The organism is Acinetobacter sp. YH12027, assembly GCF_013420085.1.
Lineage (GTDB): Bacteria > Pseudomonadota > Gammaproteobacteria > Pseudomonadales > Moraxellaceae > Acinetobacter > Acinetobacter amyesii.
Genome location: NZ_VOYW01000025.1, coordinates 25369 through 48006 on the forward strand (window position 1 = coordinate 25369; position 22638 = coordinate 48006).

23 protein-coding genes are annotated in these 22638 nt (G+C 34.6%); 10 read left to right on the forward strand and 13 right to left on the reverse strand.

The window, feature by feature from the left end:
- Positions 1-364 precede the first annotated feature (364 nt).
- Together FTT94_RS10400 and FTT94_RS10405 are read left to right on the forward strand one after the other, a co-directional pair.
- Positions 365-1114: a metallophosphoesterase gene (locus FTT94_RS10400; protein ID WP_180170759.1), complete on the forward strand. Its 750-nt coding sequence runs from the start codon at positions 365-367 to the stop codon at positions 1112-1114.
- 517 nt (positions 1115-1631) lie between these two features.
- Positions 1632-1814 carry a hypothetical protein gene (locus FTT94_RS10405; RefSeq protein WP_005236300.1) on the forward strand — a complete coding sequence of 61 codons (183 nt, stop codon included), beginning with the start codon at positions 1632-1634 and terminating at the stop codon, positions 1812-1814.
- 42 nt (positions 1815-1856) lie between these two features.
- Here the strand turns inward: FTT94_RS10405 and FTT94_RS10410 are convergent, their stop codons facing one another.
- The 7 genes from FTT94_RS10410 to FTT94_RS10440 form a co-directional block, all read right to left on the reverse strand.
- The gene (locus FTT94_RS10410) at positions 1857-2114 is read right to left on the reverse strand and encodes a hypothetical protein (protein WP_257231390.1); all 258 of its coding nucleotides are present in this window, start codon (positions 2112-2114) and stop codon (positions 1857-1859) included.
- Between the two features lie 361 nt (positions 2115-2475).
- Entirely contained in the window at positions 2476-2751 is a 276-nt protein-coding gene (locus FTT94_RS10415; RefSeq protein ID WP_136144211.1) for a hypothetical protein, read from the reverse strand.
- 95 nt (positions 2752-2846) lie between these two features.
- Entirely contained in the window at positions 2847-3137 is a 291-nt protein-coding gene (locus tag FTT94_RS10420; protein ID WP_136144212.1) for a hypothetical protein, read from the reverse strand.
- Positions 3138-3202: 65 nt separating this feature from the next.
- Positions 3203-6589, reverse strand: a complete 3387-nt coding sequence (locus FTT94_RS10425; RefSeq protein WP_180170761.1) for an integrase — start codon at positions 6587-6589, stop codon at positions 3203-3205.
- 2 nt (positions 6590-6591) lie between these two features.
- Positions 6592-8889, reverse strand: a complete 2298-nt coding sequence (locus tag FTT94_RS10430; RefSeq protein ID WP_180136598.1) for a hypothetical protein — start codon at positions 8887-8889, stop codon at positions 6592-6594.
- A 1-nt stretch (position 8890) separates the two neighbouring features.
- Entirely contained in the window at positions 8891-9430 is a 540-nt protein-coding gene (locus tag FTT94_RS10435) for a hypothetical protein (RefSeq protein WP_180005596.1), read from the reverse strand.
- 216 nt (positions 9431-9646) lie between these two features.
- Positions 9647-9859: a helix-turn-helix domain-containing protein gene (locus tag FTT94_RS10440; protein ID WP_180005595.1), complete on the reverse strand. Its 213-nt coding sequence runs from the start codon at positions 9857-9859 to the stop codon at positions 9647-9649.
- Between the two features lie 133 nt (positions 9860-9992).
- Here FTT94_RS10440 and FTT94_RS10445 point away from each other — a divergent pair, with 133 nt between their 5' ends.
- Positions 9993-10787 (forward strand): hypothetical protein, encoded by a 795-nt coding sequence (locus FTT94_RS10445; protein WP_180092605.1) that lies wholly within the window; start codon positions 9993-9995, stop codon positions 10785-10787.
- 337 nt (positions 10788-11124) lie between these two features.
- Here the strand turns inward: FTT94_RS10445 and FTT94_RS10450 are convergent, their stop codons facing one another.
- Entirely contained in the window at positions 11125-12372 is a 1248-nt protein-coding gene (locus FTT94_RS10450; RefSeq protein WP_180092602.1) for an integrase family protein, read from the reverse strand.
- 962 nt (positions 12373-13334) lie between these two features.
- Here FTT94_RS10450 and FTT94_RS10455 point away from each other — a divergent pair.
- Together FTT94_RS10455 and FTT94_RS10460 are read left to right on the forward strand one after the other, a co-directional pair.
- A complete protein-coding gene (locus FTT94_RS10455; protein ID WP_180170762.1) occupies positions 13335-13904 on the forward strand; it encodes a 1-acyl-sn-glycerol-3-phosphate acyltransferase in 570 nt (189 codons plus the stop codon).
- A gap of 300 nt (positions 13905-14204) precedes the next feature.
- Complete coding sequence (locus FTT94_RS10460; RefSeq protein WP_111886000.1) at positions 14205-14957, forward strand: YebC/PmpR family DNA-binding transcriptional regulator; 753 nt, start codon at positions 14205-14207, stop codon at positions 14955-14957.
- A gap of 89 nt (positions 14958-15046) precedes the next feature.
- Here the strand turns inward: FTT94_RS10460 and FTT94_RS10465 are convergent, their stop codons facing one another.
- A complete protein-coding gene (locus tag FTT94_RS10465; RefSeq protein ID WP_111885999.1) occupies positions 15047-15517 on the reverse strand; it encodes an Lrp/AsnC family transcriptional regulator in 471 nt (156 codons plus the stop codon).
- A gap of 321 nt (positions 15518-15838) precedes the next feature.
- A complete protein-coding gene (locus tag FTT94_RS10470; RefSeq protein WP_168379640.1) occupies positions 15839-16603 on the reverse strand; it encodes a glutathione S-transferase family protein in 765 nt (254 codons plus the stop codon).
- Between the two features lie 269 nt (positions 16604-16872).
- Here FTT94_RS10470 and ychF point away from each other — a divergent pair, with 269 nt between their 5' ends.
- Both ychF and FTT94_RS10480 read left to right on the forward strand, forming a co-directional pair.
- Entirely contained in the window at positions 16873-17964 is a 1092-nt protein-coding gene (gene ychF, locus FTT94_RS10475; RefSeq protein ID WP_078189045.1) for a redox-regulated ATPase YchF, read from the forward strand.
- A gap of 273 nt (positions 17965-18237) precedes the next feature.
- The gene (locus FTT94_RS10480; RefSeq protein WP_373686030.1) at positions 18238-18630 is read left to right on the forward strand and encodes a hypothetical protein; all 393 of its coding nucleotides are present in this window, start codon (positions 18238-18240) and stop codon (positions 18628-18630) included.
- A 63-nt stretch (positions 18631-18693) separates the two neighbouring features.
- On the opposite strand, the gene FTT94_RS10485 is transcribed toward FTT94_RS10480, so the two are convergent.
- Positions 18694-19233, reverse strand: coding sequence for a DUF962 domain-containing protein (locus FTT94_RS10485; protein WP_180170763.1), 540 nt, complete (start codon positions 19231-19233; stop codon positions 18694-18696).
- A 100-nt stretch (positions 19234-19333) separates the two neighbouring features.
- Between FTT94_RS10485 and FTT94_RS10490 the strand changes: the two genes are divergently transcribed.
- Positions 19334-20041: a Crp/Fnr family transcriptional regulator gene (locus tag FTT94_RS10490; protein ID WP_180056007.1), complete on the forward strand. Its 708-nt coding sequence runs from the start codon at positions 19334-19336 to the stop codon at positions 20039-20041.
- A gap of 96 nt (positions 20042-20137) precedes the next feature.
- Here the strand turns inward: FTT94_RS10490 and FTT94_RS10495 are convergent, their stop codons facing one another.
- Positions 20138-20296 (reverse strand): hypothetical protein, encoded by a 159-nt coding sequence (locus FTT94_RS10495; RefSeq protein WP_180009458.1) that lies wholly within the window; start codon positions 20294-20296, stop codon positions 20138-20140.
- Positions 20297-20731: 435 nt separating this feature from the next.
- A complete protein-coding gene (locus FTT94_RS10500) occupies positions 20732-21211 on the reverse strand; it encodes a hypothetical protein (protein ID WP_180004110.1) in 480 nt (159 codons plus the stop codon).
- A gap of 103 nt (positions 21212-21314) precedes the next feature.
- Between FTT94_RS10500 and FTT94_RS10505 the strand changes: the two genes are divergently transcribed.
- Complete coding sequence (locus FTT94_RS10505; RefSeq protein ID WP_078194362.1) at positions 21315-22067, forward strand: AzlC family ABC transporter permease; 753 nt, start codon at positions 21315-21317, stop codon at positions 22065-22067.
- Positions 22064-22411, forward strand: a complete 348-nt coding sequence (ygaH, locus tag FTT94_RS10510; protein WP_078189050.1) for an L-valine transporter subunit YgaH — start codon at positions 22064-22066, stop codon at positions 22409-22411. The genes FTT94_RS10505 and ygaH overlap by 4 nt, the downstream gene beginning before the upstream one ends.
- Positions 22412-22638: the final 227 nt, after the last annotated feature.

Here is a 22638-nt window from a genome sequence, read left to right on the forward strand (position 1 = left end):
CAAATAGGGTGTGGAAATACCGCTCAACGAAACGGCCAGTCAAAGACTGCCCTACCTGGCTTACCATAAAAGCGCCATGTAGACACAAAAGAGCCACTAAAAAGCGACTCTTTAGTTCGTTGAGTAACAGGTTTCCACGCCTGGTCACAGATTTTGCTGTAACATCTTTATCTTATGTACATAAATTCAATTGGTCAAATTTTATGATTAATATTTGACCAATTGATTCAAAAATAATTACCTATATTTTTATAGGCTTAAGGATACAGATGAGTATCTTATAACTTCTAATATTTAGTTGATGTAAACTTATTCGAATGAAGATGTATATATTTGAACGGCGTATTTTAATAAGGGAAGTAGATTGAAACTGCAAATTTTATCGGATACTCATAATTCCAAATATTCGATATCAGAACAAGCTGACGTCATTATTCACGCTGGCGATTTTTCTAATCGCTTAAGTGGTGCAATTGAGTTTGCCGAAAAATGTAAATCTCTGAATAAAAAATTTATCTTTGTTTTAGGTAATCATGATTACTACAGCTCTAACTACAGTTCAGTCGTGAATTTCTTGAAAGAAAACTACCCAAAAAATGCATTACTTGATGACAACCATATCAAAATTCAAGATAAAATATTTGTTGGCGGCACGCTGTTTACGAACTTTCGCTCCAATTCACCACTTACATCTCCTGAGGTACTTTTACAGTCCCAAAAAGATGCTGAACAATCGATTTATGATTTTGATCAAATCATGATTGACAATGATCATCGAACGATAACTGCTAATGACTACATAGAATTATTTAAAAAATATCATGAAAATATTATGAAATTTAAGGATCAAGATAATGTGATTGTCATTACTCACTTCCCGCCTCATTTAGCTTGTCTTGATCCATATTGGGGTACGCATCCTGTTGCATCAGCCCTTAACCCCTATTTTATTAATGATTTAGATGTCAAAGGCTTTAAGTTATGGGTTTCAGGACATACGCATACATCAGTGGATACTGTAGTCGATGGATGTAGATTAGTGATCAATCCTTTAGGGTACCCACAAGAGCAAGGGAAAAATGGATTTAGAGAAAATTTTATCATCGAGATTTAAGTAGATATATTTTTCTAAAACCTTTTTAAAGCGTCAGATAACTCGATTTTAAATTTTTTTGCCATATCAATGATGAAGTATCAGCCCTATCAAAACCTAAAATAAGTGACGTCACATAGTTTTTTGATACTTAATAGTACAGTTAGGACTTTTAAACTTTAGCTCATGGTTCTCATTAGTATAAAATTACATCACACCATTAAAATTTTATGGAAAAAAATGAGAAGACTAATAGATTTTAAAAATGTAAAACAAAGATCACGCCCAATTATTGAAATTATACCTATGGTATTTGACAACAGCCAAGCAACACAACGTATTGTATTACATCATTTAAAACGTGTAATTCATCAACATAGAGATGAATTACAAAAGCTCGCAGATAGATAAAAACTCATCATGCTCTTCAATAGGCGTAACTGCATTCAGCCATTTTTATTCCCTACATCAATTTATTTTCAAATTTTCTGCGATACTGATAATGAAATTTATACCACATCTGAACTAGGAGAAACTCATGTCGAATCCTTTAGACCCAGAAAATGATTGGAAAAATAAAATTGCAGATCAAATACTTGACGATTTAATCGAGATTGCCAAGCTTGAAGGTATGACTATTAAAAAAATGAAAGCAGATCAAAATGGTATTTTCTATGTGGAAGAGGAAATATCAATTGACGACGTACTCAAGCAATTTTGAACTCTGCTCATTGAAACGATATAAGGCGCTTGAATTTTATATTTAAAAGCTTAACCAAATTGTATCACCTGTAGATGCGTACATAGCTTCAGCAGTTTCTTTCAACACATCACTCTCATCCGTTTCCATTGATAGTTCATCACATGCAGGATACCTACTATCGCTTGTGGAAGAAAAGCTGGATTGAACAATAGACCCATCTTGCATAAATCTAGTTCTATCTTGCCTTAAAAGCTGTACACCACGGTAGCTAGCAGGCATTTGATTTAATGCTTGAAGACGTCTTTCATTTGTAGTCATTATTACCTTTCTCGACATTAATTTTTTCCTTGATTTTTATCTGAAATTAAGATTAATAAATTATGACATAAATTAAAATTGAGTAATGATCCCGCAATACTTCATTAAAATCACAGCGATCAAATAAAAATAAAACAATGTCTTAAAAATCAATCCTCTAAAAACTCCATGACATCTTTACCAGTTCTGACGATTTTCATAGGAGGTTGATTAGTTGCATTTAGTATAGACCTGAGATCGTCATACTTTATTATTTCATCTTACTAATTTTTTGCTGCGGATTCAGCGAATATTTTCGCATTATCTTTAGAAATAATTCGATCTCCCATAATATGTCTCACTTTACAAGTTTTTCAAGATCTTACTCTTCAACACGCTGATATGAAGACGAATTATTCATTAAAGCATGCCCACTTCTGAATGCTAATTCTTGAGTCATCTCTTGCTCAGCAATACTAGTCTCGCCATGATTTTTTATGTATTCAGCTCGTTTCTGAATAAATGCTCGCTCACGCTCTTGAACGTTGGAATTCAATTCCATATTTTCCGCTTGACGAATAGCTATATAATTATAAGTAATGACACAAAAAAGTACGATTAAAAAGAAACCGAATTGCCTTTTTACATTTATACTCACTTATAGTCCTTACGTATTCAGTTTTTACTGAAGTTATCATGTGTTCACACTAATAAATTTAAAAACTATAGCGGATGGCATACTATAAAAGTTAATTACTCATCTCTAGGATTGAAATCTTTAAATTCATCGGCATTGCTAGCAAATTTAACAAAAAAGTTATGCCAAGCAAATAATGACTCTAATTCCTGTTTATTTTGAATCGGCTTAGGCAACTCATATCCAATGATCCAGTATGGTGCTGTACAGCAAACATGTTCAGGTATAAGGACTTGCTGTAAGGCTGTTTCAGCACTTAAAAAATATAAATTATCGTTTAAGTGGACAATACTCCCTTGTAAAGCTTCTTGAATACAGTGATCTACATCTATATACGTATGTTTCATTGAGTTCGCCTCCATTTTTTTAAGTAATGGGATTTCCAAACCTGTTAAATTATTTAACGCTGTGATTAGTCATTGATTTGAGCTAACTTCCAACGGCGATAGATGACTGCTAAAAATAAATCGCTCAAGATTTTTTGACACACATTATCTTTATAGTTGTCATTACTAATTATCAGACTTACCCCTTTTTTACTTTTGGCCTTTCTAAGTTGAGCTTCTATTTCCTCCCATGACCGTTTGGGTATTTTAATTGTTCCTTGAAAAAACTGCTTATCTATGGCTTTAAGCTCCTGACAAAATTGGTCAAACTCCTGATGCTCTAGTTCGCTTTGGATATACACCTCCATACGAGCATCTATAAGACGAATACGGCGCTCAAAATAATCCAGCATAAAGTTGCTATCCAGTAAAGCTGTGAAAATTTTAAAATCAGCTTCGCTAAATACATTTCCAGACTTATTTCTATTGATATGCTTTAACAGCATGTCTAAAGGATTACTTTGAGAAATATCGTTTTTTTGTTGATAGTGTCTATTTTTATACAGGTTTGAGGCCAAGTCTCTCCCAATTTCTTTCAACTTCAGATTTTCATTTTTTCCTGAAAGTACATCTATAATATCATTCAATTCTGATTTCAGTTTGAGCCTTTCGGCTACATGATCAGTTTGCTCTACATCTTCACATTTTAATATCGGAGTATGCCACGGATCAGGAAATATTGCGTCTTGAATAATCTTTGAATTGGGGGCTATTTTCTCTAAGATTTCTTTTAATTCAAGCTTCTCTTTCATTTGCGACGTATTCAATTGTTTCTTGAATACTCTGCAAGAGAGTAAAGCTCTTACAATATTTGCTGATATTTTACTTTCATCTGGACATAATGCATCCCCGACTAACATTGAACCAAAATGCAGGTAATAGTTGGCTGTCATCTCAATAGATGAATGGCCAATAAAATGTGCCAAAATCTTCCAAACATCCTGACGTCCAGCAATACTTTCCGTATTACCCAATAAATAATTTTTAATTTTGGCAATCTGATCAGGTGAGTAGCCAATCCAACTTCTGATTAACGCTTCACTTCCTTTCAAAATTAAAGCTAAATTGTTTGTCGCAGTATGCCTAAAGCTATGAAAGGAATAATCGTGTGGTTCGTTATTGAATAAAGTATCAAAAATTTCCTTTGTCTTAGCACCAATAAAACGAGATGAAAAAATTTGACCAAATTCATCTTGGAAGATAAAACAATCTTCTGCCCCCAACCTTCTTTGATCAACTTTTACATTAAGATGCTTTTTGATTAAGCCAATAAATTCATTCAGTTCACGTTCAGTTAGCAACTCATCAAGACGGATTCCTCGTTTTGCATTTTCCGTTTTAACCTGACGATAATAGTTATTATGAATGAGGATTTTAAAAAATTGAGGATTGCTTGCTGTTAAATAATAATATCGCTCATAGCCAATTGTTTTAACATCCAAATCCGTCATAGCCAAATCTCTCAGCCTTAACCCAAGAATCTCACCAATCCTTAAACCTGTGCGGTAAGCAAGCATACAAATTATTTTGAATATACTTTTTTGTTCTTTACTCAAATCAACTTGGCGATCAATCAAATTATTAAAATGCACCCACATCACTGGAGTTATATATGATGCTCTACACATCTGAAGATCATCAGATTTTAACTGGTCTAAATAATTTACTCGAGGAGCACCAAAATTGTGAATTAAACTGCTATGAAATTTTTTTAAATTTTTTACAGCTTTACCATAGCTATTATATTTCACCTCCCTAACATTATTTTTAGATGCTTTATGTTGTCGTCGCTTATCAGCAATAAATTTTTCACTTAAAATATACTCATATGCTCCCTCAAATTGTTCTTCATCCATCTTCAGAAGATCAAGGTCATGAGTAACAACATACATAAAAAGATCTTCAGCGAATGATGATTTGTAGGTATCCAAGGAACTCAGTGCAATTCCGTCTTTTGCTCTAGAAACATTTGAAGATTGACCACTCACGAGGTAATCCCGATACCATGTCATCAAGGCAATCTGAACACTCACAAGCGCAATATCTTTAGCTATTTCATACTTCTGATTATTGTAACTTTCTTTAAGTGACTGAATATCTTCTGACAATTGCTTAATTGTCTCGGTCTTTTTTCTACCTTGAAATTGCCCTATCAATCCTTTTTTAATTTCTGCGGCACAATGATACCCTGTGCTCAACTTTTGTATATTTTCAGACTTAGGCTTTCGAAAACTCCCGTTCGGATCATCAAATGCATTTTCGGAAGTAATCAATTTCTTTTTTAAAGATTTCTTGTCTTTAAATGCATCAAGTGTCTCAAGCATTTTTAAGGTTGACAATGATAGTGCAGCGCTGTCTAACGTCCCCGTAGATAATGCCGTTGTAAAACCGTCAAGCGTATTCTTTTGAGTAAAATACTGCACGTAATCGATATGCTCAAATAACTTATATTTTTCCTTAGAAAAATAATTGCGCAACACACTATTTTGATCAACATCCAATATAGCCAAATCAATATATTGATCTAAGTGATCTTCATTCTGAGTATCAATTGCATCCAAAATGTGAATGAGCCATTTCTCATTCTGACGTTTTTCAACCTGAGTTTCAGATTCTATAATATTAACGAGTCGCACCATCATTAATAGGCTGATTGGTGTGAGATAAATTTGTTTAATTTGAAATGGATTATCGAGATATACTAAATTCGCATATTTCTCATTTTCTACTGGATAATTATATAAGTAACCCGTTTTTGGTGAGCCTTGACAATATAAGGATACAAGTCCACTCGACAATTCTGATGGTTTTAACTGATCATTTGAAAAATATGCTCTGAGTGATTTTAAAATCGCCATTAAGTCTTCTTTATGACTACACCCACAATCAATAATTAGTGCCATTAAAAATTGTCGAAAAAGTAATTCCTTTTGCGCATCCGTAAAATTAGCATTAAAAACATCAGTTTTAAGCCTTTTCGGTAATTCAGCTTCCCAAAAGAAATGCAACTTAAGCTTAAACTCATGTAACCTTTGCCCTCTAATCAACTTAATTTGCGTTGATTCAATGTCTTTAATATTTGGAGCTGAATATGCTCTTTGAATAAGCTTAATTTCATATTGATCCTTTAACCACGGAATTTTTGACTCAATTTCTTGCTTTTTTTTCACACATAATTCAGACCAAAATTCCCTTAATTCTTCTAAATCTTTTTTTGAGATTTTTCTATTGTGAAAGTGTTTTTCGACTTTGGCTCTAGCAATATACATTTCAGTTTGAATCTGATCATCGAGTTTCTTTTTTCCACAAGATTCCGTGATCTCATGAATAAGTAATCCTGAAATTTTTTCAAATAAAATATTCACCGAAGTCTCTAGCTTAGTTCGAATTTGCTGTAACTCTTCATCTGTCATGATTAGCCCACCACCGATTTTAATTCAAGCCTTTTGAACAGATGATTTACTGCATATTTAATATCAGTCAAGTAAGTATAAGGCTGTAAAGATGAGTATTTTGAAAATCCAATTTCATTTTGTTGATCGTGCGCATACCAACTCTTAAAAATCGCGTCGGGCAATTCTAAAAAATTCCTTACAAAATGCCGCGTCCAATTGGGATATAACTCATCAATTTCAGGAAAGTTTTCTGATAAATAAGATGCTATATGCTTTTGTGTAAGTGGCTCCAATGTGAAGCTCATGAATTCTGAACCTTTCTTCCAATAAGAAAGGTAATAGTTATGATCTGCTGTATTAGCTAGCTCTAAGGCATTAATGTTTTTGATAAATTCATCATAATGCTGTAACTCATTAACAACGAATTCGATCAGTGGTGAATAACGACCATGTGGACGAGATCTACTGCTCTTATCATGGATATATACAATATTAGTAATAAAATCAAAGTTTTCTCTGATACTAGATGCACCTATAGCAGGACGTGCACCTGAAGACAATAAACAACAAAACCAGATCCAAACACTGAAAGCATTAAATTTTTCAGCAATGTCTTGTTCTTCTTTTAAAACTTGGACAACTTTTAAGTTTAATGTATTTAAGAATTTTTTCGCTTTATCAAATGACCATACACGCTGACTTCCTACGCGGGCTTGCTCTTCTACTTGAATAAATTGCGGACGATCTAAAACATTTACCTCGTTTTTATTTTGAAACCATAGATATATATACTGCTCATATACCTCATTTAAATGTTTATAAGAAAATCCCCCATACGCTAGATCAGGTTGGTGTGAAACCTGTCTACCGATTAAGAAATTTTTCGTAAGATCATCTTTACATATACGGTTCAAATGAAAGGAAAGTTGTAAAGCAATTGAAGTAACTGATATCGGGCCTATACGACGATGATAAAACCATTCTGATAAAGACTTTTCGAAATCTGTATTCGTTAGATTGGAAAGGTTAGCCTCTCTAATTCTATCAATCCACATAGCAGGAATTTGAAATGCCCAAGTTCTATGCTCGTTATATTTATTGTCTTTTTTAGCAATTTGACCTTTCAAATTTTTATTTACATTTGCATCAACGATCCACAAATAATAGGCACGATTGGAGCTACGTTTTAATTGCTTAGTTTTTAGCAATTGGTCGATATCTTGAAATATAACGGCACTCTGCCCGGTAAAGATTGACATCAAGCAACAAGCTGCTTTTGCAGATTCCATGATATCTTTGTTTTCATGAAGTTGGTCAAGTAAAACCTGGTTTACAATTTTTAATAAGGGTATGTCCAAATAGTAAATATTACTCACCGTTGGTTGCTGAGTTCTATCTATATGACGATTCAATTTTGGATGTGAGACAAACGGTGCTAATCTGCGCGTATCTTCATTTAGATTATAATCATACTGCTTAAATACCTTATCTTCATCAACTTCATCATCAATACTATCTTTGTCATCTGAGTAATCAGACTGACTCTCGGTGACTAAAGGCGGGTTATTATAAGTCTGCGGATCAACGGCTAAATCTTCAATACTATCAATCTGATCCGTTTTTTTAATTCTTACATTGTTGTGATAAAAGATATCCTCAACTGCGATTCTGTACTCGTCTAAATACCTTGTTAGAGATTTGATTATATTTTCTGAAACATTAGCATCAAGGCGCTTACAGAATTCTGTGACATGTACATTTTGGGCTTTTGCATAAGTATTGAATTCTTTAATGGTCTTAGCCGTATGATCGAACTCAATAACATGATTAAAATATTGAGAAATTATAGGTAAAGCTTCAGAAAGAAAACCTTTAAAACTTTTTTCCATCATTTTTAAAATTAGATAGAAATTATAGTTTAGCCTTTCAATTTTAGCTTGAGAGTTCTCTATATTGGACATCAACCCAACTAAAAAATTTACAACATTAAAAATTTTCAAAATATTTTGGTTAATCGAAAGTTGTTTTTCTTTATCTATAACATCCGAATCTTCAACATTTTTATATAAAATGCAGATACTTGATGACCCCAAAATATTCTTATATTGAGTCTTAGATTTATTTATTTTCAAATATGAATATATATCTTCACATAATACTTTTAATTCTCTCATGAATTCATCAGTCATATAAGTATTATGAAAATCCTTTACACCACATGAGTCCAATACAACCAAATCCCCCCTATATGAAGATAAAATTTTAGTTAAACAATCACATCTTGATTCAAAAATTTCTAAATTCAATTTATTATTCATTTCAGCATTCCATATTATCAAGTTTATAGTTTTCAAAAATATTTCTAGGTAATTTAAAATAATTTATAAAATCTGTTTTATAAATTATTTTAGGAATATGATATTTATCCCTCTTCAAGATTTCCTTATTAATTAAATAAAATAAATTTTCATCTTCTAATTTAGTTAAATAATCAAAAAGTTCCTTATAGAAGTTAATTCTATATTCACATTTTATTTTGTGACTTTGAAGATAAGTAAATAGCTCTAACCAAAAAATATAGTTAGCTTGATTCTTAAACCAATCTTCATGACTTTTGCCTTCAATGGATAAAAGATACGTATATTGAGTAAGGCTCAAATAGTCTTTCATAACGCGATTAATCATTGAATTTTTCAGTCGATCTTTTACCTTCTTTTGCTCACTAACTCCAACAACAGTAAGTTTTACTGTCTGCTCGACTAGATTGGAATATTTTCTTAGCGAACGTTCAATTAAATTAGTTTTTTTCAAACGCGATAGCTTAAAACTCTTCTTTGTTTTAGCTTGATTTTTGGACATTATTAACTCCAAATTTAACCCTCTAAAAATTTCATAAAGCCTTTTTTTGAGCATGACAAAGCTTAGAGCCTAAATTGAGATGAAATTTAAGCTAATGATATTTTTAAAAAATTACGGATAAAAATTTTATGGATGAGCTAGCATCTCTTGTTATTGCATGTTTTTTTACATTAAATGTAATTAACCTAATAAACAGGAAAAACTAGCTCAATTTTTCTAGACTTCTTCTTTGACACAAGCAAATTTATAGACTTCTGCTTTACTCCATCGAAGACTACGACCATGCCTAATAGGACTTATTGGTCCGTTTTCGTACAATGCCCATTTACGCAAAGTTTGTTCTGCATATCCCAGCAATCTCGCTGCTTCTTTCGTAGTTAGCAAAAGTCGATCTTCAGTGATCTTCTTTTGCCTATGCTTAAGTACCATATCTTTCTATTCCAATTGATTTAAGGATATAAAAGCACATTAAAAATAGTAAAGAAATTGTAATTTTAAACACCATTTCATTACTATTTTTCGTATAATCATACCTATTAATATTAGTAAAGCTGAATGATGTATGGGCCGACCACTAAGAACTAGGATAGATTTTGCAAAAACAATAAGCTGGTATGACTTCTTTTATAATAAATTATTAAATTCCGGTGAAATTAGAAATGAATTTGGTTTAGAGAAGTTACTTTATAAGGAACCAAAAAATGGCTATGTAACAAATTTATTTAAAAAATATAAATTTGGATTATCAACACCTAAAGATGATTGGATTAAAACAGTAGATTCAAAATGTATCGGCTCATCTCATATTATCAATCATCCTATATGGAAAAATTTAAAATATCGAACCACAGAAGAATATTTAATACTACTAGAACTAAACAATCTTCCTGATTATATAATTGAAAATTTAATACAAAATAGACATATAAAAGGTTTTAATAAATCTGATTTAGAAAAAATAGCTAAATATGGCTCTTTAGATAGCCTGTGTGCATTATATTTATTACATCAGTGGGGATATACTATTGGAAGTACAAGTCTAGTAAATGATTGCTGCTCACTAATTATAAACAATTTAGAATTAGTGTTAGAAAAAACCACTTATCTTCAGCGATCACATATATTTTTATTTGATGAAATATGTGATCAGATATTTATTATGGAATTAAAGGGATATAATCGACCACTTAAAATTAAATTAAATTGGCGACAATACAGAAATAGTAATTGGGATATTGAAATTCGAGAAAAATCTAAAAAAATTGAAGATGAGCTTATTTCCCACCCAAAAACAAGCCATTTAATACCTTGCATAGATGAGAGCCTTGCAGATCTATATAAAAAGATTTTAGGATAAAGAGACTTTATTAAAAATCGTATTCTACGAGTATTACTATTTACCTACAACTTCTAAATGAATAGTAATACCTTCTAAAAATAAAAGAATCTAATTGCAAAAGATAAACAAAGATGCCATTAAACTTATTACTATAGAACTATTCAATATATTAGACTTCTTCCGAAAGTATGTTTTACTTAATTTTTAAATCAGCTAAAAACCTTATAAAATATAGCTCGCGACTGTTTAAATTTTACTAACGCAAGTGGTCTATTATATAAAGATAAAATCTATATTTTCTCTCTTTTTTTTTGGTAAAAATATTTTAAATTGAAATAAATCGCTTATTTTTCAACTAAATTGACGATATTCCAACACAATTCAAAATCCAATTCTCATATTCTTGTAGTGTTTCGCGTAGCATATCCATTGGGCGTACAATGTAATGCCTTTCAACTAACGCACTTGGCTTATGACCAGAAATCTGTGCTAAAGATCCTTCATTAATTTGAGCCCAAATTGCTAACGTTTTATACGACCTTCTTAAGCCATGGGGGGTAAGTACAATATTTAATTTTTTACATATTTTCTCTAAGCTATCGTAGGGATTAACAATATAGCCACATTCAGAGTCCTTACTGCTAAATACAAATTCAGAATCAGAATTTTTCTTTAGCTCTAATAAAAGAATTTCAACAAATGTTGTGAGAGGGATTAGGCGACCTGTATCTTCAATTTTATCTTTTACCTTTGCAGTTTTCCAACGAAAATCGACATCTTTCCATTTTAATGAAAGTAACTCATTTTTTCTGCAACCGGTGATTAAACTACATATCAAAAAAATTGCGATTTTTCTATTAGTTAACTTATTGACTTCTTCAAACCAAGGTTTTAGGTGCTGTTTCATTAAACAATCATTTTTGGCTTTTGGAGAAGGGACTTTATCTTTAACCTTTTTAGAGTTATATGATTTCGGAGGCACTAGATTCTCATAATCCTCATGTTCCTCACACCAATTGAGGAAAGCTCGTGTGAGTCGATATGCTTTACCTGATGTTGTTGGACGGTAGTCATTTTGATCAAGCCAGTCACAAAATACATCTGCAGTTAATTCAGAAAGTTTATAATCAAACAGTTGATAAATGGGTTGACTGGCATACACACTTTTTCTTTCAGGATCATAACCACCTCTCGATAATTCGATATGATCCTGATAGCTTCTTGGCCGCCAATTAGGTTGCCTTGCTGCTAAATATTCATACCATACGTCTTTAAATTTAATAGTCTTACGTTTTTCTTGTTTTAACAACTCTTTATTATCAGCTAAAGCCTTCTTACGCTCAATAAAAGGATCAATGCCTTTATTGCACATAATCGCTAATTCTTGTGCATATTTACGAGCATCTTCTAATTTCCACGTATTAACATCGCCAATTTTGATACGGCGATTTTGAAGTCCAATACGGCCTTGGAAAATGTAGCTCTTATTATTTTTAGGTGTAACTTTAACGCCGAATCCAGGTGTTCTTTCATCCCAAAAAAAAGTTGGTTTGGTCTTATCTGTACAATCAATTTTGTCTATAGCTGGTTTTGTAAACTTCATTCTAGTAAGCATCTGGTAAGCAAATAGTACTAAAAATCAATATATATCAATCAACAAAAAGAGTGAACAGTAAACTTTAAAAATTTATTAAATAGATGATATTATTAATTATATTCACTTAAGTCGTTGATTTTTTATTTTTATATTAACGGACTCATAATCCGTTGGTCCACAGTTCAAGTCTGTGTGGGCCCACCATATAAAACAACCCCTTACGTGCATTAATCGTGAGGGGTTTTTTAATGTTAAAAGCTAAATAAAGTCTGTCTAAGCTTTTAAAAGATATGGCAGATAACAGATAGACACGTACAAAACTTCAAGTCAGCTTGAGTAAGCTACAATTGGTTAATACGAGAAGTAGGTTATAAAGAAATACATTCAAGAAAAATTTAAAAGCTTAAGATCTAGATACCCTTAAATAAAGCCACGATTTGTTATACTTAAAAGATATTATTTTATTCATTATAAGCAAATGTTTTTTGATTCATGACTTTTAGAAATACTATATATTTCACACTTTAAATGCACAAAAATTAAGACTCAACCTGTTCAGGCTTTCTTAAGTCCAAATAAAACTCAACAATTGACCAAATAACAATCAAAGCAAACATAGCAACAGCGAATAACACAGCAGTTAAATAAATCATGCTTGAGTTCTCCGTTAGAAATCGAGTTAAGACCAACAGGTTAAAAGTTTTAACCTACGACAAAAGTCTAATAAGAATTTCTGACGGTGCCTAGCCATATTTAGCAAATTTTTAAGAGTATTTTTATCTATGATGATAGCTTTGCTATATAAAATTTAACCGATTTATTGCTAAAAAGTATAATTCTTCAATCCGCCCTTCTTATTCCGATTTGAAATATCTGCACAATTCAGATCAAAGCTCACTTAAATCCTCTTGACTCATGATCCAAACAAGCAGAAATTACACCTTTTTAAAATCACCGTATCACCGACTATGTTGAAAAAGTTTATTGGCGAATCTGCATTTAAATTGGCAGGCTGGAAATACCACGTAGAACCTGATGTTTTAGAAAATAAACAAGTGATCGTCGGCTTTGAACACACCTCAATGATGGATGCTGTTCTTTCACTGGCCCTTTGCCAAATTTACGACATTAAAATTCACACGCTGATTAAAAAAGAACTCTTTAAAGGTCCATTTAAACCTGTACTTGAAGCGATTGGCGGTATTCCTGTAGACCGTAAAGCCAATAAAGACATCGTGACTCAAATGGTTGAGCATTTTGAAGCCAATGAAAAATTTAATTTAGTCATTGCTCCAGAAGCGACCCGTGCAGAACGTGGTGAAGCACGAAAACCGATTCGTACAGGCTTTTGGTATATCGCTAAAGCTGCAGGTGTGCCGATTGTATTAATGTATGCCAACTCAAAAACCAAACAAGGCGGTATTTTCGGTAAGATTTACCCGACTGAGCTCGATCACGATTTAGCTTTAATTAAGCAACTCTATAAAGATAAAGTAGGTTTAGATATCGTGATCCCAAAACCTAAAAATAAAGACTAAGCGCCATTCACGTTTTAACGAACTACGTATTTAAAGATATAAATGTCACGTGCTCCATGCATTGTACATTTATATCTTCCTGTTATATCAAGATAGAGCTCACCCTTTTAGCCCGATTCTCATCATAAGAAAAATTACAGTACGGGCGTTTAGACATTTCGCATTATTTTCTCAAATTTGGATATTTTTTTTTCAACTACTCAATTCCTGAAATCCAGTACTTTCACACAAAAAAGCCATTATGGTAGAATTTGCTCAATTTGATAGGCATAAGGCCAATCTACAAGGAGCATATTTCGCATGGCGGGTCATTCCAAGTGGGCTAATACTAAGCATCGCAAAGCAAAACAAGATGCAAGCCGCGCTAAAGTATTCACAAAATTTATCCGTGAAATCGTGACAGCTGCACGCTTAGGCGGCGGTGATGTAGCGTCTAACCCACGTTTACGTGCTGTTGTTGAAAAAGCATTAGTTGCAAACATGACACGTGACACCATTAACCGTGCGATCCAACGTGGTGTGGGCGGTGAAGAAAATACCGATCTAAAAGAAGTAACCTACGAAGGATATGGCGTTGGTGGTGTTGCGGTCATCATTGAAACAATGACGGATAACTTGAACCGTACTGTTCCTGACGTTCGTCATTGCTTCTCGAAAACTGATGGTAATTTAGGTACTGCAGGTTCAGTAGCTTATATGTTTACCAAACGTGGTGAGATTACTTTTGAAGATGTTTCTTTAGAAGATCAAATCATGGACGTCGCTTTAGAAGCGGGTGCTGAAGACATCGAAGTGGACGAAGAAGAAATTCTAGTTATCACCACACCTGAAACTTTCGGTGAGGTTCAGGATGCACTTGCAGCAGCAGGTTTAAAATCTGATAACGCCGAAGTGGTCATGAACCCTTCAACTAAAGCGTTAATTTCAGATATCGAACAAGCGAAAAAAATCATCAAAATGATTGATATGTTTGAAGATCTTGACGACGTTCAAAACGTGTATACCAACGTTGAATTCACCGATGAAGTGATGGCTGAGTTAGAAGCTCTATAGTTCAATCGAGTGAAGTATAAAACGCACCCTTCGGTGCGTTTTTTATTGCCTAGCTTTCAACTGTTTGAGTTTATATATGAGGGCTGCATTTAAACCTTATTTAATAAGCCATTACAGTTAAAAACATTATATTGTTTAATTACAAAGCTCGAATGTAATGCAACTACGTGTTCAATTTTACCAATGCGCTTGAGTAAAATTTCACTATAGTTTTCCATATCCCGTGCAACGACTTCCACAATAAAATCGGCAGACTGCCCTGTCACCAAAAATGCATTAATGACTTCTGGAATACTTTCTAATGCTTCTAAAAATTTAGCAAAAGTATCTGTATCATGTTTGCTTAAGGACACCTGTAGCAGCACATGCAAACTAAAGCCCAATTTTTGATAATTAATTTCACGTTTCAGACCACTGATAATATTGTGATCAATCAATTGTTTGATCCGACGATGAACTGAACTGACCGATAAATTCACCCGCTCTGACAGTTCATTTAAATTGACATCTTCATGGGTCAAAATTTCTAAAATTTGTTTATCAAAACGGTCTAGTTCCATCAGTCTACTCCAGCCATTTTTGAAAACAGTGCTGATGATCCTGATTCATCAAACACCTGTTGTCATTTTCAATGTTATTTTAAGTTTTAAAATCAGCATTTATGTGCAAGTTTTCTCATGTATAGCATGATTTATTAAAAATAATAAAGCTCATATGCATTATGAACATAATAATTTGCATATATATCGTGTTTAAATGAATGTTTTTTCATCACGGTTTGATTTTTTATATTACCAAGTAAGTATTAAGTGGCTTAAAAAAAGCGCGCCATTAGGCGCGCTTTTTTTAAGCAGTATGACGCAAAGTTTTATATAAAGGGCTTATACACCACGCCAATCTACCCGTGCATTCCGTTCTGTTTGGTATATGCGTTGTACATATTGACCTAAAGGCAAATCGCTCAAATAGGCTTTATAAGCTTTGAACTCTTCTGACAAGGTTTCGCCATGCTCTTTTTCCCACGGCGTTCCGACAACCTCTAATAACGGCGCTAACATTGAACACACCGCAATATCGGCTAAACCTAATCGGTCGCCCACAAAATAACGCCCACCTTGTTCAATCAGACGTTGATTTAAATCAACCACAATTTCATCCAGTCGCTCACGTGAAGCCGCAACCTTATCTGTATCTAATTGATAACCCTTAGAAACCAGTGCCTTTATAATCGGTTTTGAATATTTTTCAAACTGACGTAAATAGCCTTTTTCACCAATTAAAATATCAAGTGATTCTTCACTTTCATTTAATACATGTGCCAACCCCCAACGGCGCACATGTTGGCCTAACTCAATGGAGAGTTCATTAATTTCTAAAGCGTCTTCACGCAGTTTGACATCTGGACGGATCAGACTATGTTCGGGGTAGGTCGCATCCAAGTAAAAGGCGATTTGAGTTGAATCTGCAACCCAATGATCTTGATCACGTAAAATCGGTAATTTGTTTTGCCCTGTTTTAAGCTGTGCAAATGCACGATGCACACCCGGCATTAAATTATGAGCCACATAATCCAACTCTTTGTGATCGAGTAACCAGCGCGCCTTTTCACAAAAATGTGAGAGTGGAAACTGGTAGAGAGTTCGCATAAATGCTCCAAGTTTTTGTTGTAACTGTGGTTTATAAAACCCAGTAATTTTATAGGGATACTTTAGTCACTGTGTTATTGAAACACAATGTCATTTTTGCACCTATTCTGCATCCGTAGTGCAACTTAAGCTTTATTCAGACGTGAATTCATCTCGATCTCAGCGCGATTCAATAAGATATACATTCTCCTACCCATATCACCTGACTTTATTATGGCTTTCATGTAAAATCATCCACAATTTTTTTATAATACTTTGTGAGTTATTTCATGGGTTTTAACTGTGGTATTGTCGGCCTGCCGAACGTTGGTAAATCAACGCTTTTCAACGCATTAACCAAAGCTGCGATTGCTGCTGAAAACTTCCCATTCTGTACAATTGAGCCAAATACTGGGATCGTACCTGTACCTGACCCACGTATGGATAAACTTGCTGAAATTGTAAACCCACAACGTGTTGTCCCAACCACGATGGAATTTGTGGATATCGCAGGTCTTGTTGCTGGTGCATCTAAAGGTGAAGGGCTTGGTAACCAATTCTTAGCTAACATTCGTGAAACGGATGCTATTGCACATGTTGTACGTTGTTTTGAAGACGAGAATGTCATTCACGTAAATGGCAAAATTGATCCACTTGACGATATCGCAACAATCAACACTGAACTTGCACTTGCTGACTTAGAAGCTGTTTCTAAAGCAATTACACGTCTAGCAAAATCTGCAAAAGGTGGCGATAAAGAAGCGATTGCGACCAAAGCTGTTTTAGACAAAATCTTACCTTTACTGGATGAAGGTAAACCTGCGCGTGCAGCTGACCTTGATGAAGATGAACGTAAATTGGTGCGTGGTTATGGCTTCTTAACCCTTAAACCAACCATGTATATTGCCAACGTTGCAGAAGATGGTTTCGAAAATAACCCTCACTTAGAAGCAGTACAAAAATTAGCTGCTGAAGAAAATGCGATTGTGGTTCCACTTTGCAACCAAATCGAAGCAGAAATTTCATTACTTGAAGACGAAGACCGTGCGGAATTCCTTGAAGCTTTAGGCATGGAAGAACCTGGTCTAAACGTAGTTATTCGTGCAGGTTATGGCTTACTCGGCCTTCAAACATACTTCACAGCTGGTGTACAAGAAGTTCGTGCTTGGACAGTAAAAATTGGTGCAACTGCACCTCAAGCTGCAGGTGTGATTCACACTGACTTCGAAAAAGGCTTTATTCGTGCTGAATGTGTTGCCTACAACGACTTCGTTCAATACAATGGTGAAGCTGGCGCTAAAGAAGCAGGTAAATGGCGTTTAGAAGGTAAAACATACATCGTTCAAGATGGCGATGTTTTACACTTCCGTTTTAACGTATAAAACAGCACCCATAAGAAGCCAGCAATTTGCTGGCTTCTTTAATTTTAGGCAAATGATGAAGCCAAAAAATAAGCATATTTAAAAACTTAAAACCTGCTTAAAAACAAAATTATATCGACACGAATACATGATTTGGTTGCTGAGTCACCACAGTGCAACGACTTAAATCTCTACCGTTCTGCTATAAATTTACCCATAGGCACTAATGCCTATTTTCATAGAACAATAGCAATGAAAAAAATCAGCACAATTCTAACAGCAGGTATCTTTACAATGCTTAGTGCAACTGCGTTTGCATGTCCACAAGGCACCACACTTACAGGTGGTACAGGTGCAAACCATAAAGGTGGTACTTGTGTTTCCATTGCTAAAGATGCAAAACATCAGGAACGTACTGCTACACATGCAGCACAAGCTGCGCAGCATGATGCAAAAGTCGCTCGACACGATGCAAAACAAGCCAGCCAATTGGCTCAGAGCAAAGTGAAACATAATCAAAAATTAGCAAAACATGATGCAGCTCAAGCACAGCATCTTGCAACACAAGCAAAATCAGAAGCTAAAACTTCAGCCCATGCTGCCAAAGCTGCAAATACTGACGCAAAAGCAAAAATCGCTGCACAAAAGGTCGCAGCGGAACAACATAAAGTTGCTGTGAAATCCTAAACAGTTGAGAATCAACACATCGCAAAAAAAGCCGGAATTATCCGGCTTTTTTATTCAACTCATTTATGGTTGAGCAATATGTAATGCTTTTGCATCCATCTCTGCACGCTGTCTTCTTGCTTCTGTCAACATGCGTTGTTCAAGCTCTTTACGAAAGCCGAGTAGAAACACAAATTCTGCTAGGACAAATAAAGGCCCTATTGCCAAGCCAATAACATCATCCATAAACGCAGGCTTTTTCTTTTCATAATAATGACCGATAAATTGGATGATCCAACCCACAACAAAGATCCCCACACTCCAGATCAACCATGACATGAGGCTCATCTTTGCGATCATCAAGGCTAAGGGATACGTAACCGCAAACACCAAAAGCATAATCAAACCGAAAATTTTATCTAAACTCAGGTAATAAATGACACTGGCAATAATCAACAACAATGCAAGGGTCAGTTCAAAACCTGAAATCATTAGCCCTACTCGTGCTGTTAGGCACATAATCGAAAACACAATAAGCGGAATACCCACAAAATGCGTCAGCACATTTTTTCGATCTAAATGATATGCTGCATACTGGCTTAGCAGTCTTTCAAGTTTGCTCATTAACTTACTCCTTGTTCATTTACTCATTTCACTATATAAAAAATGCATCAATAAAGTTGTCAGCTAATAGACAAGTTGGACCAAAAAATAAGGATATGCTGTGCTGGACGCTCAATATGTGCATCAACTCAATAAAAATGTATGGTATTCAGGCTTAAATCTTTCCTTCCAAGACTTTATCTGCCGCCATGCCCTGACCTTAGCTTTCGAAAAAGACGCACGCGTTTTTTTATCAGGACAGCGTTTTAATGGTATGTATGCAGTCTTAGAAGGCGCAGTTCGCTTAGGCTATATTGATATTCATGGCAAAGAAGCGATTGCCGCCATTGCTGAGCCGATTATGTGGTTTGGCGAAATATCCTTGGTTGACCAATTACCACGTTCTCACGATGCCATCTGTACCAAAAAGTCCACCTTATTACACTTACCGGCTCAAGCAATTCAGCAATTATTACAACAACACCCTGAGTTTTGGTTTCATATTGCCCAGCTCACCAGTCAAAAACTTCGCTATGCCTTTATGGAACTCATAGCCTTACAAACGCAAAGTTTAAGTCAACGTCTCGCACAGCGTCTGCTGTTTATTTTAAATGGATATGGAAATCATTTGGAAATTGAGCAACACACCATACATATCTCGCAGGAACAACTTGCGCAACTGATGAATTGCTCAAGACAATCAGTCAATCAGGAGCTTCAGCAATTGGAAAAAATGCAGGTCCTTCGTGTTGCGTTTAAACAAATTGAAATTTTAGATCTAGCGGAGTTACATCAGATTGCTCATGCACTTCCTGTGCATGATGTCTGACATTTGTGATTTAAATAAGTGCATTTAATTGCACCAGAATGATTCTTTATAGTTATTTTGCTTTTATTTGTAGCACTTCGCTTTATTGAGTTTTGATCAAGACAATAATTTGCAAACATTTACACTGTCAAAACCATTTGTACATGCTGCAACTTCTTGAGTTGATGCTTCTGATTTGTCTTCAGTCGCTGCTTGTGCATTGAGCGCTGTAGTCAAAACAGCCAAAACCGATAACATCATTAATGTTTTTTTCATCTTAATCACCTATTCAACGTCTTTAATTTAATTTACATACTTCATCTTATACGCAGTTATTTTTACATATTTTATCAAATACTGATAATTTTAATTTTTTATCACATTATTCATACTTTGTATTATTAATATTTTAAAGATATTAATTAAAGAGAAAGTCAGACGACTAGCGTTCTATAATGGGGAGTTTTTAACAATAAATTTTTCTCAAAAGATATTTTTACAATTCATTATCAATGCTTTATCTATTTAAATTCAAAAAATAAACATGTAAATTTGAAACTAAGCTCAACGCAAAGACAGCAGTCTGATTTATTTTTTTATATGAAATAGCGATACTTTGAGGAAAAATTATCAATCATCTATTATAGATTTATTCTTGTTTTTTGATATTTTCCCAAAAAAAAGCAGTGAAACTTCACTGCTTTGATCAATTTAAACGCCTACTTTTTTCGGATCGGTATTTCCGAGTTCAGGGTTTTCAATCGCACCTTTGCATTGATTTTTATCACGCTCATAATCTGCTTGCTTTTGTGCAACAGTCGAACTCTGATCAATACTTTCACGTGCCCAAATTTCCAGACTTGTTAAAGCTTTACGACACAGTGCATATTTACCTTCAGTCACAGAATCGGTCATTTTGACATTGATACGCCATTCGGTACTCAATTTACGCGCTGGAATACGAACTTTCTCTTCCATCTGATCGACTTGCTTTGCATAAACAATCGGATCGACTTCATTGATAAACGCCCAAGCTTTGGCAGCATACTCCGTTGCATCATTGGTTAATTTAGGTGCTGCTTTAATTTCGACTTGAGCTTGTTCAGCTCCATCATTACCACAGGCCTGCAACAACACCGTGCTGCTCAATAATGAAACAATCAGTATCCCACGCATCTTTAACCTCTGCATATCCGGCTCATTTCAGCAAACATATTCGGCAATATGCTAGTGAATTCGAGTACAATACTCAATCATCATTTGACCTGTTGTTCAACTCTTTCAAAGGTGTGTCGTGTCTGAGCACAAACTTCCTACAGTTCAGCCTGCGGGTTTTTGGCAAGGTGCTAAAGATAGTCAAGCCATTATCTTTACCTATCTTCCTGTTTCTTTTGCATTTGGGGTTTCTGCGACTCAATTTGGTTTCACTGCGTGGGAAGCCTTATTTTTATCATGCTCCATGTATGCAGGTGCCAGTCAGTTTCTCGTCGTTGCTTTACTTGGAAGTGGAACATCTATTTGGATGACTGCACTCACTGTGATTGCTCTCGATATACGCCATTTGCTCTACGGTCCTGCTTTACAAAACCTGATTCAAGATCGACTTAACTTAAAGAAAACTGCGGTGTGGGCTTGGGGTTTAACCGACGAAGTTTTCGCATCAGGCATGATCAAACTGTCGCAACGTCGTCAAGAATGGTCAGAATCTTGGATGTTAGGACTCAGCTTATTTAGTTGGCTGTCTTGGGCAACAGGCTCATTTTTAGGCGGTTTATTTGCCGATCAAGTCAGCAACCTTCCACAATTTTTACAAGCTGCACTCGACTTCCTGCTGCCTGCATTGTTTTTAAGCTTTTTACTCGCAGCATTTGAGAAAAAACATACATTTGTGGTCACGGTTACAATTATTGTTTCTGCAATTGCCTGCTACTTTATCGACTTGTCTGCCGCGATTTTTATCGGTATTTCTTCTGGTATTTTTGCCGGTTTATTCAAACATTATGTCTTAAAAAAACCTGATCCTGAACATATGGGTGAAGCATCATGAATCTAGAAATTATCTTGGTCGGGATTTTGGTCGGGATTGCGAATTTTGCATCACGGTTTGGGCCATTTTTTGTAATTCAGAAATTTCAGCAAGGTTCACAACAGCGTGGTTCTTTATGGCTTAAAATCGCTTTGGGCTCGATTGGTATCGCTGCAATTAGTTCAATGTTGGTGGTTGCAACCTTACCGCCTCTGCTTGAAACCCCAAATAAAAGCTTTGCCATGTTGGTTGGTTTTGCTGTGCTTGCTGGCTTGTATTTCAAGTTTAAAAAAATTGTACCAGCTACGCTCACTGCGGCCCTGACTTATGGCCTAGTCTATACCTATATACCTTTTCATCTCTAAAGCAGAGTCAGCGACAATCCAAATAAAAACCTCAAGCACGCGCTTCTTTAGCCTGTGCTTTTTAATTAGCAATAATTATGAGATAGTCAGCGTATAACATAAAAAAATCTATATAAAACCAATAGATGGCAAAGTACCATGCTATTCAAGACAAAATTTATATTCATTCTAGACAACCATATGAATTGAGTTGGGGACTGCAAAAGCCCATCGAAGCGTAAATTTTT